The following is a 15,677-nucleotide window of genomic DNA, read 5'->3' as shown; positions in this document are numbered from 1 at the left end:
AGGAGGATAGGATTCATTTATCCTCCATACATTGTTTTCCATATTGAATATAGCTCTCCATATCCTGTTCCGGAACAAGATTTCCACCAGTTGCCCAAACGACATGATGGGCCTCCAATCCAAATGGAGGTTCCGCTTTATTCATCCATTGCTTAGGTCCATACATACCTGCTAATGCAGAAGGTTCAAGCTTAATCCCCTCCGCTTCATGGAGTAAATAGAGCAATCGATACAGCATGTGATCGTCTATTGTGTAGACACCATTCACGATATGCTTTACCTTATCCAATGCATATCGAGAAGGCCTTCCAACGGCAAGTCCATCAGCGGCTGTAAGATTATCGATTCCAAAATCCTGTACAGCAATTTCATGGAATCTTCCTGTCATTAATCCGAGTAAAACAGACGGAGAATGGGTTGGTTCAGCAAAGTAGCAGTACACATTGTCCCCGAATATCTTCTTCAGGCCAAATGCTACTCCACTTGGTCCACCTCCAACACCACATGGCAGATAAACTACGAGCGGATGCTGTTCATTCACTGAAAGGTGGTTGGCTTGTATTTGACGCTTTAAGCGTAAAGCTGCTACAGCATAGCCTAAGAACAGATGACGGGAATCCTCATCATCTACGAAATAGCAATTACTAGTACGCTGGCACTGATTTCTTCCCTGATCTACTGCTTCACTGAAGTCACCCTCGTGTTCTTCTACCACCACACCATGCTTGCGTAACAAGCTTTTCTTCCATTCCTTCGCGTCCTTTGACATATGCACCGTTACGTGGAATCCTAGCTTGGCACTAATAATCCCGATGCTAAGCCCTAAGTTCCCCGTGGAGCCAACTGCAATAGAATAGTTAGAAAAGAAGGATTGAAACGCATCATTTGCTAGCTTCTCATAGTTATCCTCCTGGAGTAGCATACCATTGTCGATGGCCAGCTTTTCCGCATAGGCTAAAATCTCATAAAAACCGCCTCGGGCTTTTATCGAGCCGGCAATTGCCAATTCATTATCGCATTTTAACCAAATATCTCCTGGCACCGTACCTGAAAATGTATCCTCCAGCATCTGCTTCATATGGGATACATGCTTAAAAGGGGATTCAATCTGCCCCTGTGTCATTTCTGTTTCTGGAAAAACTCTTCGTATAAAAGGAGCAAAGCGGGTAAAAAGAGCTTCCGCTTCGAGTATATCCTCCATCGTGACCTCTTTATCCTCTGGCAGGTCGGCTGTCGCTACGACATTAGGGTTCTCCCAAAATACTTCCTTCGTATCCATAATCCTACTCATTAATGGAAAAGCATTTTCCCATTCGGTTACCGTTTTTCCCGCGATTATTTGTTCCATGATGGAACCTCCTTCAGCCAAGTCTCTACTATCTATCATAACGCTTTTAGAGGGAACGGAAAATTATATTGCAGGTATAAATCTGATAAATCTTTCAATTCTCATAAAAAAACAGTACCCGCTAGGATACTGTTAATCTTCAAACCGCCACGTATAAAATTCTTCAAACTGGAGCAGCTTTTTACCTTCAGAGTTAATTTCCTTTAACTCAGGGCTTGTGCGGAATTGGCTCATCATTCCTTCTGCTTGAGAACGGTGAGCTTCAATTGCTTTCATCTTGCCTTCAAAATAGTCCTCCACATCCATCACAAGGTCTGGTTCCCCTAAGGTTTGTCGGCGGTCGTGTGTAATGGCTTTTGCCCACACCTCAGGTCGGCTCGCCTTATCGAATCGGCTAACCGCTTCAATAGCAGCGGCTCCCATTGCATCATGGTCAGGATGGACAGCATAACCAGGATAGAAGGTGATGACTAAGCTCGGTTGAATATCATCTAACAGTTTCTTAAGATGTGTTGCCATTTCATTTCTATCTTCAAACTCTATTGTTTTGTCACGATATCCAAGCATATGAAGCTCTACATCTAACGCCTCACAAGCATCTATTAATTCTTTTTTGCGAAATTCCGGCAGTGTTTCTCTCGTTGCAAACGGAGGTGTTCCCATGTTACGCCCCATCTCGCCTAACGTACCACAGAGATAGGTGACAGGAATATTCTTTTCACGAAATTGCAAAATCGTGCCAGAGCATCCGAATGCTTCGTCATCTGGGTGAGGAAGTATGATTGCTACGTGTTGATGTTGATCCATAATCCTGTTCTCTCCTTTTGCTGCTTAGTTAGTAAACGGCGTTTCACTGATTTGAAGTGCAACCATTAATCGCCCTTCCGCATCATGTCCGGCCATCAATAAGCGCTTGTCTGCATCCACTTCAAAATGGGTTAGACCCTCAGCATAAACCCAGCCGTGATCCATTTTCAATCCGACACGGTATGATTTGTCATCCTTCCCAACGATTTTGGCATGCTCATATTGAAGCTTAGCGTTTCGAATAAACGCCCCTACATTATATGCGTTCGCATTAAAATGGCTTGCATACGCGCCATTGGTCGTTTCTAAATGCACATACACATCCTTGTTCGCAAGTTCATTCAGTGCATTCTGAGCTTTATCAATCTGGATTATTTCCATGATGATGACTCCTCTCGTACTAGTATCTTTTTTTACTCTACCCAATTATCCACCCAATCGTCAAAGAATCTACCTTCCCACGCCCGAAACAGCACAATAGAAATAATCTTTCCATAGCTTCAATAAAGTTCATTAATATCCATAGGAAAAGGACTGCACTCCATATGAGAGGACAGTCCTATGGTAAGCTTGGTACCCAGCTAAAAGATGAAGCAAGGCTTATGATCAACGAGGTTTTTGAGCCATCCAGATCGTCCAGCGATCCTTCTCGATAATGGACTCATTAGGAAGATACTGATCCTGAATATAAGAAGCTAAATGCTCCAGCTCCTCATCCTTTAATTCATGTAAAATAGAACGACCTCTACGCTGGATAAGATCTTTGTAAAGCTCATGATGATTGGGGTACAGAAATCTCGTTTCCATGAGCTTTTTCACTTTTATCTTGAAAAAGCCCGCCCCATGTAATTGCCGAATTACATAATCTGAATTATAGCGCCTTACTTGCTCATATTTACGAAGCTCAGGAAAAAGGGTGAAGAAGTGGCCGCGTACATGCTCCTTGTCAGGAGGAAGAAAGCAATCCTCCAGCGTCCTATCCTGAATAAGGACGAATCCGCCAGGTTGTAATATTCGATATAGTTCCTTGACATTTTCCCTAAGCTCAGAACGCTGTAAATGATGTATCAATGCTCTTTCCAATACAACATTTGCCACTTCGGCTTCTAAAGGAATAGTAGAGGCCTCCCCCTCTAGAAAGGTAACTTTCTTGTGGTCAGATAAAAATGAACGGGCTCCGTCGAGCATGGTGTGAGATGCATCGATGGCAAATACATGCCCTGCCCCCATTTCAAGCATCGCTCTCGTGTAAATACCCCCACCGCATCCTATATCCGCGATGGTTAGCCCCTTGACCGCCAGAAAGTCATCAACTGTCTTTCGCCACACTAGCGAGGCCTCCCGCAGAGCGTAGCTATCCTTGTGCACTTGATTAAAGAAATGGAAGTTCATTTGGTACACAACCAACCCTTCTTAAAAGCCTGGATTTAGATGATCTCCAGAAGAGGGTGTTTGTCCTGGTGCGTATCTATTATTTGGAAACCTTCTCTCTTTCTTTCATACGTTCCTTCATTCTGCTTTTATCTCGTTCTAATATAGGACCAAGATATTTACCAGTATAGGAATGCGGATGGGATGAAATCTCTTCAGGTGTTCCAGTAGCAACAATTTCGCCGCCCTTTGCTCCACCTTCTGGTCCAAGGTCCACAAGGTAATCTGCTGCCTTAATAACATCAAGGTTATGCTCAATAATCAATACCGTTTCCCCGTTGTCCACAAGACGCTGCAGCACCATTAGCAAACGGGATATATCATCGACATGCAGTCCTGTAGTAGGTTCATCCAGAATATACAAGGACTTGCCTGTGGAGCGTCGATGCAGCTCACTAGCCAGCTTTACTCGCTGTGCCTCTCCCCCTGAGAGGGTAGTAGCTGGTTGTCCAAGCGTAATGTATCCAAGCCCCACATCAAATAATGTGGACAGCTTCCGTTTAATTTTCGGAATCGCTTCGAAGAACTCATAAGCATCTTCAATCGTCATAGCTAATACATCCGCTATACTCTTACCCTTGTATTTCACTTCAAGTGTTTCCCGGTTGTATCGTTTTCCATCACACACTTCACATGGAACGTACACATCTGGAAGAAAATGCATTTCTATCTTAATTATACCATCACCCCGGCAAGCCTCGCATCTTCCACCCTTTACGTTAAAGCTGAAGCGTCCCTTTTTATACCCGCGAATTTTCGCCTCATTTGTTTGGGCAAACACATCTCTAATATCATCGAAGACTCCAGTATAGGTTGCCGGGTTTGAGCGAGGGGTACGACCAATAGGAGACTGATCTATATCAATTACTTTATCCAAATGATCCAAGCCTTTAATTTCCTTGTGCTGGCCTGGCTTTACTTTTCCTTTATGAAGACGTTGAGCTAGTGATTTGTATAAAATCTCATTAACTAACGTACTTTTTCCAGATCCGGAAACTCCTGTTACGGCATTTAGGGTTCCTAACGGAAGCGATGCGTTGACATTTTTCAAATTGTTTTCCTGTGCACCGATAATTTCAATAAAGCGTCCGTCCGGCTTACGGCGTTCGTGTGGCACCGGAATAAATTTCGAACCGGAAAGGTATTGTCCTGTTAAGGAATGTTCATCATTCATTACATCTGTCGGCGTTCCTTGAGAGACTATCTCGCCGCCATGAGCTCCAGCTCCTGGCCCAATATCAATCAGGTGATCTGCAGCGAGCATCGTATCCTCATCATGCTCAACTACAATTAATGTGTTATCTAAATCTCTCATTCGTTTCAAGGTAGATATGAGTCGGTCGTTATCCCGCTGGTGCAATCCAATAGATGGCTCATCGAGTACGTATAATACACCCGTTAAGGCTGCTCCGATCTGAGTAGCTAGACGAATTCGCTGCGCTTCACCGCCGGACAATGTACCAGCCGCACGGGAGAGCGTTAAATAATCCAAACCGACATTGATAAGGAATGACAGGCGATCCTCAATTTCCTTCAAAATCATTCTTGCAATCTGCTCTTCTTTTTCTGTCAGTTCAACAGTTTGGAAAAAGGTTTTGGCATCTTGAATGGAGTAATCTGTAACCTGTCCAATATGGTGGTTGTTGATTAGAACAGACAACGGCTTCTCATCAAGACGGTTACCGCTGCATTTTGGACAAGGCTTTTGTGACATGTATTTCTCCATTTGTTCCCGAATGTATTCCGAAGATGTTTCCCGATATCTTCTTTCCACATTCGGAATGACCCCTTCAAAGAATATCTCATTTTCTCGTACACGTCCGAAGTCATTCTCATAGCGGAAATAGATTTTTTCGTCACCGCTTCCGTATAATACTCTTTCCAAAAGATGTTTCGGAATTTTTTCAAGGGGCGTATCCATGTCGATTCCATAATGATCACACACGCTCTTCAGTAGCTGCGGGTAGTACTGGGAGCTCCCCGGCTCCCATGGAGCGATAGCATGTTCGTTTAGCGAGAGGCTCCAATCTGGAATGACTAAATCAATATCCACTTCCAGCTGGAGCCCTAGACCGTCACAACGGTCACATGCGCCATATGGGCTGTTAAAGGAAAACATTCGAGGCTCTAATTCCCCAACGGAAAACCCACATATGGGACAAGCATGATTTTCATTGAAATGTAATTCCTCTCCATCAATTATATCTACTATGAGCTGTCCCTCTCCAAGACGAAGCGCCGTCTCGACAGAGTCAGATAGTCTGCCTGATATTCCTTCCTTGATGGCCACTCGATCAATCACCACTTCAATGGAATGCTTTTTGTTTTTCTCCAGCTCAATATCCTCAGAGACCTCCCGCATCTCCCCATCAATACGAAGACGAACGTAGCCTTCTTTTTGAAGGCGCTCCAACACCTTGACGTGCTGTCCCTTACGGCCGGACACAACTGGCGCTAGAATTTGTATCTTCGTTCTTTCCGGGTATTCCAACAGCTGATCTACCATTTGCTGAACCGTCTGGGAGGTTATTTCTATATTGTGGTATGGGCACGTAGGTCGCCCTACTCTGGCATACAAGAGACGTAAATAATCATATATTTCTGTAACCGTACCAACAGTGGAACGAGGGTTTTTACTCGTTGTTTTCTGGTCAATGGAAATAGCTGGTGACAGTCCTTCGATAGAATCGACGTCCGGCTTATCCATCTGCCCTAAAAATTGCCGAGCATAGGCAGAGAGAGATTCTACATATCGACGCTGTCCTTCTGCATATATCGTATCAAAAGCCAGGGATGATTTCCCTGACCCTGACAAGCCTGTTAAGACAACTAAATTATTTTTAGGGATTTCTAAATCCACACTTTTTAAGTTATGGGCGCGAGCCCCCTGGACACGAATAGATTTTTGCTGACTCATTTGCTCGATCACCCTTCCGCTTTTAGTTCTAATAGTAAATCGCGTAGTTCAGCTGCTTTTTCAAAGTTTAAGTCGCGGGCAGCCTGCTTCATTTCTTCTTCCATGTTGTTGATTACTTCTTCTTTTTCCTTTTTGCTCATATTGGAAACATTAGGCTTATGTTCACCATAGGATTCTCCATCCTCAGCAGCCATTGTAGCCTGGATGACGTCACGAATTTCTTTCTTAATGGTAGTCGGGGTAACACCATGCTCCTCGTTATACGCTATCTGTTTCGCTCGTCTTCGCTCCGTTTCCTCAATTGCAATGTTCATTGAATTGGTGTACTTATCGGCATACATAATTACCTGACCATTCTCATTTCGGGCAGCGCGGCCAATCGTCTGAATAAGGGAACGCTGGGAACGAAGGAAGCCTTCTTTATCTGCATCTAAAATGGCAACAAGAGATACCTCCGGAATATCAAGCCCTTCTCTTAACAGGTTGATCCCGACAAGCACATCATACTTTCCTCGTCTTAAATCTCGAATAATTTCAATACGCTCTAATGTTTTAATCTCTGAATGAAGATACGCTACTTTAATGCCAATTTCCTTCAGGTAGTCGGTCAGGTCCTCTGACATTTTCTTCGTAAGCGTAGTGACTAACACACGCTCATTCTTCTCTTTTCGATTATTTATTTCACCAATCAGATTATCAATCTGGCCATGAATTGGACGAACATCAATTTCAGGGTCCAGTAATCCAGTAGGACGAATGATTTGCTCGACCATTTTAGGTGAATGCTCTTGCTCATAAGGACCTGGTGTAGCAGAAACATAAACGACCTGATTCATACGCTCCTCAAATTCCTTGAACATTAATGGACGGTTATCAAGGGCAGAAGGCAGACGGAATCCATGGTCGACTAATACCTGTTTACGAGCCTTGTCTCCATTGAACATGCCTCCTACTTGCGGAAGGGTAACGTGGGACTCGTCTATCATAATCATGTAATCTTCTGGAAAATAGTCCAATAAGGTATAAGGAGTTGCTCCTTCTTCTCTAAGCGTTAAATGTCTGGAGTAGTTCTCAATCCCAGAGCAGAAGCCCATCTCCCGCATCATCTCTAAATCATAGCTGGTTCGCTGCTCCAGGCGTTGCGCCTCCAACAGTTTATTTTGATCCTTCAGTTCCTTCAGTCGTTCTTGTAATTCTCGCTCTATGTTCTTTATAGCTACTTTCATCTTTTCTTCCCTGGTTACGAAGTGAGAGGCCGGAAATATAGCGACATGCTCTCTATCCCCAATAATTTCTCCGGTTAAAGCATCAACCTCTCTTATTCGATCAATTTCATCTCCAAAGAATTCAATCCGAAGACAATGCTCTTCTCGAGAGGCCGGAATGACCTCTACCGAATCTCCACGGACACGGAACGTACCACGCTGAAAATCAATATCGTTTCTCGCATATTGAATATCAACAAGGTCGCGAAGCAGTTCATCTCTGTCTTTCTCCATTCCTTTTCGAACAGATAGTACTAAATTCCGGTATTCATCCGGGTTACCTAAACCATATATACAGGACACACTGGCAACAATGATAACGTCTCTTCTTTCAAAAAGAGAAGATGTTGCAGAGTGTCTTAATTTATCAATCTCATCATTTATGTTGGCGTCCTTCTCTATAAATGTATCGGTAGAAGGTACATATGCTTCTGGCTGATAATAATCATAATAACTAACAAAATACTCTACTGCATTATTAGGAAAAAACTCCTTAAATTCGCTGTAGAGCTGTCCTGCCAGCGTTTTATTGTGGGCAATGACTAACGTCGGTTTGTTTACTTCCTGTATGACGTTGGACATAGTGAACGTCTTCCCTGTTCCCGTTGCACCAAGAAGCGCCTGGTGCTTCTTGCCCTCCCGTATGCCATCGGTCAACTCTTGAATGGCCCGAGGCTGGTCACCTTGAGGTTGATATTTCGACACTAAATCAAATTGACTTTCCACTATTGCAACCTCCATTCCCTATAATTGCTACACGTAGTTTACCACATAATATCACTATTCTAACACAAACACGAACAAACATTCGAGTATTTCGCCTGCCTATATATAGATAAAAAAGCTGAACCTTCTGTATCATAGGCTCAGCTTTTTATATTATTGACTGTACTGATTCACATCAAACAGGTCAATTAATTCGATGTCTGCATTTTTGTCTTGGAACCACCGTAAGGAGAACTCATTCTTAAACAGTGCAAGATAGTTTTCCTCTCTATCCTTGACAAGCAAGCTTCGTTCGTCAAATAACGACTTATCTACTTGTTCTTCCTTCAACCATCGTGGCAACCTCTCGCCGATTGATTCAAACATAACCTCGACGTTATATTCGTTTTGCATGCGGTATTCAAACACATCGTACTGAAGCTGACCAACCGCTCCAATAATATATTCCTCGTTTCGAACACCGCGGAAAAGCTGAATAGCCCCCTCTTGTACGAGCTGTTCGATTCCCTTTTTAAACTGCTTCGATTTCATGACATTCTTCACCGTTACTTTCTTAAATAGCTCTGGCGGGAACTGTGGGAGCTCCTCGTAATGGAAGGATTCGCTTCCTTCTACAAGCGTGTCACCGATGCGATAAACGTTCGGATCATAAATGCCAATAATATCGCCAGCATATGCTTCCTCCAGCGTTTCTCGGGAGGAGGCAATGAATTGCTGCGTTTGAGCTATTTTAATACTTTTACCTGTGCGGTCAAGCGTTACCTTCATCCCTCGTTCAAACTTACCAGAACATACACGCACAAAAGCAACTCTGTCCCGGTGAGCAGGATTCATATTAGCTTGTATCTTAAAGATAAAGCCTGAGAATTCTTCTTTATCGGGAGAAATAAGCTCTCCTGATGCTTTACGCGGAAAAGGCTGCGGTGCCATAGAGATAAAGGATTCAAAGAAGGTTTGCACACCGAATGGAGCTAAGGCACTACCAAAATATACTGGTGTAAGCTCTCCCTCCTGGACAGCCTCCATATCAAATTCTTCTCCAGCTTCATCTAATAGTTCTAACTCTTCGTATGCGGTTTGAAATTCTTCGTTCTCTACAAGCTCGGTATGGTTTTCTAGATCTGCATTGGGAATTCTAGTTTCTTCCTCATTCCCGGAGAAGTGAATGAATTGATCATTCTCCCGATCAAATACCCCCTGGAATCGTTTGCCCATTCCTACTGGCCAGTTCATAGCGTATGTTTGAATTCCAAGCTCTTCTTCTATTTCCTTTAATAAATCAAATGGGTCTTTGCCCTCCCGGTCCAGCTTGTTAATAAAGGTAAAAATAGGGATACCACGCATTTTACATACTTTAAATAGCTTCAGGGTCTGCGCTTCAATCCCTTTTGTACCGTCTAGAATCATAATTACGCTGTCCACAGCCGTAAGCGTACGATAGGTATCCTCACTAAAGTCCTCGTGTCCAGGAGTATCCAATATATTGATATGAAGCCCCTCGTACTCAAAGTTCATCACAGAGGAAGTGACGGATATACCACGTTTCTTCTCTATGTCCATCCAGTCCGATGTTGCGAACTTACCAGATTTCTTTCCTTTGACCGTACCTGCATTGCGAATTAAATTACCATATAATAAAAATTTCTCTGTTAACGTCGTTTTCCCTGCGTCAGGGTGAGAGATAATCGCAAAGGTGCGACGTTTTTTCATTTCTTCTTGTACACTCATCGTTTAACCTTCTCCTATTCTATAGATCTCTAGCTTCTATTGAAATACCGAAAGAACAGACTGGTGATACAGCCTGTTCTTTCCCAATCCATTGCCTTTGTTGTTAGCCGATTACACTATTCACTCTTCCTATCATTACATAGCACATCGAAAAAAATCAAGCTATGCTTTTAGGTCTCTATCTGCAATCATAATCTGCCCCTTTTTATCATTCGTAATGAGCGTCTGCAAAATGATAGTAGCCAGCTTATTTGGAGGATAAGGCTTCGTTAAGTAATGGTTCACGTTCCACTGTTCTCCTTTTTCTTCTTCATCAAGGGCCGTTGATATGAAGATTGGCGTGTCCTTTGTGTCTTCTCTTGTTTTGAGCTCTTCAATGAGCTCCCATCCGTTCATACCTTTTCCTAGCATTAAGTCTATCACAAAGGCATCCGGCTCGTGCTGCTGTAAAGAGTCGAGGGCAGCCTCTGCAGTAGAGAAGGACAATACATTAAACCCTGCTCCATTTAATTCCTCTGATAATAGAGAAGCGAGGCTCTCGTCATCCTCTACTACCATTAAAAGAGGGAAGCCAGAGTATAATGGGTGCTTGGAGCTGCCGTCCTGCTGTCGTTTACCTGGGGCAGAGGGCAGCCGAAACGTAAATACACTACCTACTCCAATTTCCGAGTGGACTGTAATAGCTCCTTCATGCGCTTCAATTATTTCCTTGCAAATAGCAAGCCCTAATCCAGTTCCACCAATTTTCCTTCTATCCGTATTATCTATTCGGTGAAACTTTTTAAACAGCTTGGTCATTTCACTATCCGGTATGCCCAACCCTTCATCTGCTATATGAACAACGACTTCCTCCTCACTCGTTGTAATAGAAACAATGACAGACCCACCTTCAGGAGAAAATTTCACTGCATTGCCGATTAAATTGGTAAAGACCTGGACTAGCTTCTCTCTGTCTCCAGAAATAACTGCTCTTTCCATACGATGCTGCACTTCAAAATAATGAGTTGGGTTATGGATTTTAAATCCTTCCATAACTTCCTTAGCCAAATCGATAACATTAAGCTCTTCCACTGTATAGCTTTGGCGACCTGACTCCATTCGCTGCAAATCTAGAAAATCATTAATAAGGTTGGTGAGTCGTTTGGCTTCCTTATGAATGGTATCAATGTATCGCTTCTGCTTTTCTTCTGACAGATTTCTCTTCAGCATGAGTTCAGTATAGCCAAGAACACTTGCCAAAGGAGTTCGCAGTTCATGGCTGACAGTACTCACAAGCTCTGATTTCATTTGGTCAACTTCATATTGAGAGGTAATGTCGCGATGTACGAGCAGTGTCCCTAGCTGATGCTGATTATGAACTATTCGCTCCGCATACACTTCCATGATACGCTTGTTTGGATATTCTATTTCATATTGGAGGATGGAGCCTGTTGCTTCAGAAGAGAATATCGTTTCCTCAAAAAAAGCAGACAGCGCTTCATGATCCCCAATTCGACGTAAAAAAACTTCCTTCCATTGCTCAAACGAGGCAGAACTAAATGCTTCCTCTGAGGTGATATGCAGGAATTCGCACATTTTTTCATTGTACTGCACCAAATCCCCCGATTTGTCCACAAATTGAATACCTTCGTTTACATTATCAATAATGGTCTGGTTTAATTGACGATCATTTTCCGTCTGGTCATACAGTAATATCTTCCCAAGCGATAATGCTACCTGATTCAGCAATCCATCTAATTCATCTAGTTCATCCTCTGTAAACTCCATTCCAACTCTTGTGCAGCTGAAAACAGCCATTATATTTCCGTCAGAGTTAAATATAGGTGCTGTTACATCGTAGCTATACAAAGGCGAGTCATGATACCCTCGCTCTCCTTCGAGTGCTTCCCGTTTGGTCACATACAGCTCTTTTATGTCTTGGAGACGAACGAGCACATGTGTGTCGATGTGCTGTACATATTGTCTAGCGGCTTCTTCTCCAATCCCAATACAGGTATATTCATACTCATTTAAATCTACTAGTATCCCTTTTTCATAGTGAAAGATACTGCTGAGCTTATACATAACCGCTTCCATCATGTCTTCCTTTTCCAACGTAGTGGATAGAACATGATTAAACTCGTTATAATCCTCCAGCATGAGCTTCGTACGGTTCGATTCTTCCAGCATATCTTTCAGCTCTGCTTCTGCATGCTTAATGATGGTAATATCAAATTGAATATTAATAAACTGTTCAATTTCACCATTTTCATCTAGATACGGAACAATCGTGGTATCTGTCCAATAAATGGAGCCATCCTTAGCTCTATTACGAATCTCTCCTTTCCAAATCCGTCCTGAACGCAATGTAGTCAGTAAGCTATCATAAAATGCGTCTTCATGTTCGCCAGAAAGGATTATGGTGTACGGCAAGCCTTCCAGCTCCTCCTTCTTATACTTGGACAGCTCACAGTACTTATCATTAACAAAGGTGAAGATCCCTTTATTGTCGGATATAGCTACAATTGCAGCTTCGTTAATGGCCATATTGAGCGTGTTAATTTCTTGATAGGAGGACTCTAGCCGCTCTTGCTGGTCTGTCAATTCATCCTGCTGTGCTTGCAGCTCTTCGACATGAGCCTGCAAATCAGCCTCTCTTTCTTGGATGGTATTCGCCATATTCTCAAAGGAATGAGCGAGCGTACCAATTTCATCCTTCCGATCAAACTTCGGTATCGACACCTGCTCTTCCTTGGCAAGTCTTTCCGCAGTAGCAGACAGCTCAAATAAAGGCATAGCAATGTCTCTGGAGAGCTTTTTCGTCGCTAAGCTTAATAAGGTAAACAGCACAGCAATAAATAAGATCATAAATACGGTCAGTAAATCAAAGGTACTCATGAAATCATCATGAGAACGAAGCAGGTCCTGTTCTTTTTCCTCTACAAGTGTATGTAACGTTTGAAATAAGCTATTCACCTTATCCGTTCCTTCGCTTGTGAAGGATAAAGCCTGTATATCCTCATATTCTCCATTCTCCATATGGGTAACAGCTTGCGGCAATAATTCATCCCAATACCGATTGACGTAAGACTCCAGGTTCGTTATCATCTCTGACTCTTCGTTGGTTAACGACAAATTTTTATAAGCCAGAATATCGGTTACTAACTGGTCATGCGCCTGTACACTTTTCTCCCATTCTCCTTCATTTCCAAAGGCAAGGTATCCCCTTGCTCGAAGGACCATTTGGTTATACTGCTCCTCCAAATTTTCAAGGAGCTCTACTTCCTTCGATACCTGCTCGCGTTTCTCTACATAAGATGCTTTCATTTGTGATTCAACGAGAAGAATGATCATCATCCCTACAAACGCCAGTAGAAAAACAAACATCATGATAAAAAGGAATTGTCTGCGAATACTCTGTTTAAAAAAGTTAGGCATTCAAAATTTCCTCCACCACTTCCATAAGCTTCATAGGGCTGAAGGGCTTTCCCATATAATATTGAATTCCAGCCTGCTTGGATTCATCAATGTCCTTCTGTTGATGTTTAGCGGTTAACATCAAAATGTCAAAATCATCTCTATGTGGTAACGATTGAATGTCGCGTGCTACCTCTATACCTGTTTTTCCAGGCATCATATTATCTAAAATAACAAGATCAAAGGTATCCTTACGTAACCATTCCAACGCCTCATATCCATCTTCCGCTTCGACTATTTCGTACCCTTCCTCTTCCAGCGTGTCGACAATTAACATGCGCAGCACTTCTTCATCATCTGCTAATAAAATACGTTTCATCTGCTTCCTCCTCTACACTAACAGTCTATTAGCCAATCGTTTCACTCGGGCTTCTACCTCTTTGACACTAAAAGGCTTGGTAATATAATCATCGGCACCAAGCTCCAGAGCTTTGACAATATCCTGATCTTTTTTTCTAGCAGTCAGCATGATAATTACTACATCATTAGCTTCATCTCTTAGCTGCTCCAACACATGTAACCCATCCATATCTGGCATAACTCCGTCTAATAGCAGCATGAACTTCCCCTGTTGAGAGGTCCAATTCGCATCTAAGAAGCTTCTGCCATCCGGGAAATAGCTAAACGCTACTCTATGATTAGGAATAGACATTCCAGCTAATTGGTCCTCCAGCAATTCACGAATGACCGGATCATCATCAACAATCCCAATATGAAGCACATTTTCTTCGGCAGGCTCCATTTTCGCTTCTCCGCTGATAAATTTTCTGACTTGATTTCTTCCATGTCGTTTAGCTTGATATAGGGCAATATCCGCCTGTTTGATTAACTCATTTGGATTTCCCGTGTGGGAAGAAACCGTCGATACTCCAGAGGAAAACGTGCAGGATAATGGGGACTCCCCAAATGACAATTCCATTCGTGCAAAGCTTTCTCTTAAACGATTTAACAGCACAATAGCCTGCTCCGTTGTCGTCTTCGGCATCAGTACCGTAAATTCTTCACCACCATATCGAATAAAAAAGTCGCCGCTCCGTTTGTTGCTGTGAATCATATCGGACAAACGCTGGAGAATAATGTCACCTACATCATGACCATATGTATCGTTCACACTCTTAAAGCGATCAATATCAAGCATCGCTACTGAAAAGGGGTAATCATCCCGTTTATATTCGTTCCATTGCCGGAGCAGCTCATCCTCTAAGAATTTTCTATTGTATGCTCCTGTCAGCTTATCCGTCAGAATTTGCTGATTGACTGTATTTCGATATCGCAGACGATTTTCCAAAATAGACAGCAGTTCCTCTGGATGAAACGGCTTGGCTAAAAAGTCAAATGCTCCAGAGCGATACGCTTTCGTTTTTATTTGAAGGGAGCTGTCAGCGCTAATAAGCATAGTAGGGATTAGGCTTTTTCTCGCCTTGTCTACAATCTCCTCCAGTATTTCAAAGCCGGTTTCTTCCCCTAAATAGATGTCCACGATGACATAGTCCGGCTTTTGACCATAAAAAATGGAAACTGCTTTTTCAACAGAAGCAGCCACCAAGACGCTGTAATACGGCTCCAGATGATCCTTGAGAAAAGTAAGCATTTCAATGTCATCCTCCACTACTAATACTAGCGGGCCGGAAACATCGGTATCTTTCAGCATTGAAATCGGTTCCAGTTCCGTCTCCGGAAGGTTATGTATATGATATTGGTCTACCTCTTCCTGGACTGGGGCTATGAACGGCTTCCATTCCTCGTAAGTCCATATTCTTATGTCCGATTCATTTATCTTATCCAGAAGCTTTGCCGCTTGAGTGGTTAACCCCTCTAATCCAATCGATAGTGCTGTTCCCTTTAAGGAGTGCAAAAAATGATAGATCTCTGTATGCTCCACACTCGACTGCAATTCCCATGTTTCTAATGTTGCCTTCACTCTAGTCAGGAATTTTTCTTGGTATTTTTTCACGTCCAATATCTCCTTTCCCAACTTTGCCTTCTACCCATTAATATT

10 protein-coding genes are annotated in these 15,677 nt (G+C 42.8%); all 10 read right to left on the bottom strand.

The features are described 5' to 3' along the window. Positions 1 to 13: 13 nt before the first annotated feature. The 10 genes from dsdA to ACFFGV_RS17855 all read right to left on the bottom strand — a co-directional run bounded on the left by dsdA (position 14) and on the right by ACFFGV_RS17855 (position 15,632). Positions 14 to 1,348, bottom strand: coding sequence for a D-serine ammonia-lyase (gene dsdA / locus ACFFGV_RS17900; RefSeq protein ID WP_377350798.1), 1,335 nt, complete (start codon positions 1,346 to 1,348; stop codon positions 14 to 16). 132 nt (positions 1,349 to 1,480) lie between these two features. Beyond that, positions 1,481 to 2,155 (bottom strand): bacillithiol biosynthesis deacetylase BshB2, encoded by a 675-nt coding sequence (gene bshB2 / locus ACFFGV_RS17895; RefSeq protein WP_377350796.1) that lies wholly within the window; start codon positions 2,153 to 2,155, stop codon positions 1,481 to 1,483. A gap of 24 nt (positions 2,156 to 2,179) precedes the next feature. Continuing rightward, the gene (locus ACFFGV_RS17890; RefSeq protein WP_377350794.1) at positions 2,180 to 2,536 is read right to left on the bottom strand and encodes a YojF family protein; all 357 of its coding nucleotides are present in this window, start codon (positions 2,534 to 2,536) and stop codon (positions 2,180 to 2,182) included. 225 nt (positions 2,537 to 2,761) lie between these two features. Continuing rightward, positions 2,762 to 3,484, bottom strand: a complete 723-nt coding sequence (locus ACFFGV_RS17885; protein ID WP_377350792.1) for a class I SAM-dependent methyltransferase — start codon at positions 3,482 to 3,484, stop codon at positions 2,762 to 2,764. Between the two features lie 142 nt (positions 3,485 to 3,626). After that, positions 3,627 to 6,503: an excinuclease ABC subunit UvrA gene (gene uvrA / locus ACFFGV_RS17880; protein WP_377350790.1), complete on the bottom strand. Its 2,877-nt coding sequence runs from the start codon at positions 6,501 to 6,503 to the stop codon at positions 3,627 to 3,629. 8 nt (positions 6,504 to 6,511) lie between these two features. Further along, positions 6,512 to 8,509, bottom strand: coding sequence for an excinuclease ABC subunit UvrB (uvrB, locus tag ACFFGV_RS17875; RefSeq protein ID WP_377350788.1), 1,998 nt, complete (start codon positions 8,507 to 8,509; stop codon positions 6,512 to 6,514). A 138-nt stretch (positions 8,510 to 8,647) separates the two neighbouring features. Continuing rightward, positions 8,648 to 10,222: a peptide chain release factor 3 gene (locus tag ACFFGV_RS17870; RefSeq protein WP_377350786.1), complete on the bottom strand. Its 1,575-nt coding sequence runs from the start codon at positions 10,220 to 10,222 to the stop codon at positions 8,648 to 8,650. Between the two features lie 162 nt (positions 10,223 to 10,384). Next, a complete protein-coding gene (locus ACFFGV_RS17865; protein ID WP_377350783.1) occupies positions 10,385 to 13,639 on the bottom strand; it encodes an ATP-binding protein in 3,255 nt (1,084 codons plus the stop codon). After that, the gene (locus ACFFGV_RS17860; RefSeq protein ID WP_377350780.1) at positions 13,632 to 13,997 is read right to left on the bottom strand and encodes a response regulator; all 366 of its coding nucleotides are present in this window, start codon (positions 13,995 to 13,997) and stop codon (positions 13,632 to 13,634) included. The genes ACFFGV_RS17865 and ACFFGV_RS17860 overlap by 8 nt, the downstream gene beginning before the upstream one ends. 12 nt (positions 13,998 to 14,009) lie before the next feature. Beyond that, positions 14,010 to 15,632 carry a GGDEF domain-containing response regulator gene (locus ACFFGV_RS17855; RefSeq protein ID WP_377350777.1) on the bottom strand — a complete coding sequence of 541 codons (1,623 nt, stop codon included), beginning with the start codon at positions 15,630 to 15,632 and terminating at the stop codon, positions 14,010 to 14,012. Between the last annotated feature and the right edge of the window lie 45 nt (positions 15,633 to 15,677).

The sequence above is a fragment of the Pontibacillus salicampi genome (genome assembly GCF_042434395.1).
Classification (GTDB): Bacteria; Bacillota; Bacilli; order Bacillales; family BH030062; genus Pontibacillus; species Pontibacillus salicampi.
Note: the sequence above shows the minus strand (reverse complement) of the source record. Positions and strands in the feature narration are given on the sequence as shown.

Excerpts from the sequence above, each read along its gene's own strand:
- dsdA (WP_377350798.1), bottom strand. The coding sequence starts at position 1,348 with ATGGAACAAATAATCGCGGGAAAAACGGTAACCGAATGGGAAAATGCT.
- bshB2 (WP_377350796.1), bottom strand. The coding sequence starts at position 2,155 with ATGGATCAACATCAACACGTAGCAATCATACTTCCTCACCCAGATGAC.
- ACFFGV_RS17860 (WP_377350780.1), bottom strand. The coding sequence starts at position 13,997 with ATGAAACGTATTTTATTAGCAGATGATGAAGAAGTGCTGCGCATGTTA.
- ACFFGV_RS17870 (WP_377350786.1), bottom strand. The coding sequence starts at position 10,222 with ATGAGTGTACAAGAAGAAATGAAAAAACGTCGCACCTTTGCGATTATC.
- ACFFGV_RS17865 (WP_377350783.1), bottom strand. The coding sequence starts at position 13,639 with ATGCCTAACTTTTTTAAACAGAGTATTCGCAGACAATTCCTTTTTATC.
- ACFFGV_RS17890 (WP_377350794.1), bottom strand. The coding sequence starts at position 2,536 with ATGGAAATAATCCAGATTGATAAAGCTCAGAATGCACTGAATGAACTT.
- uvrB (WP_377350788.1), bottom strand. The coding sequence starts at position 8,509 with ATGGAGGTTGCAATAGTGGAAAGTCAATTTGATTTAGTGTCGAAATAT.
- uvrA (WP_377350790.1), bottom strand. The coding sequence starts at position 6,503 with ATGAGTCAGCAAAAATCTATTCGTGTCCAGGGGGCTCGCGCCCATAAC.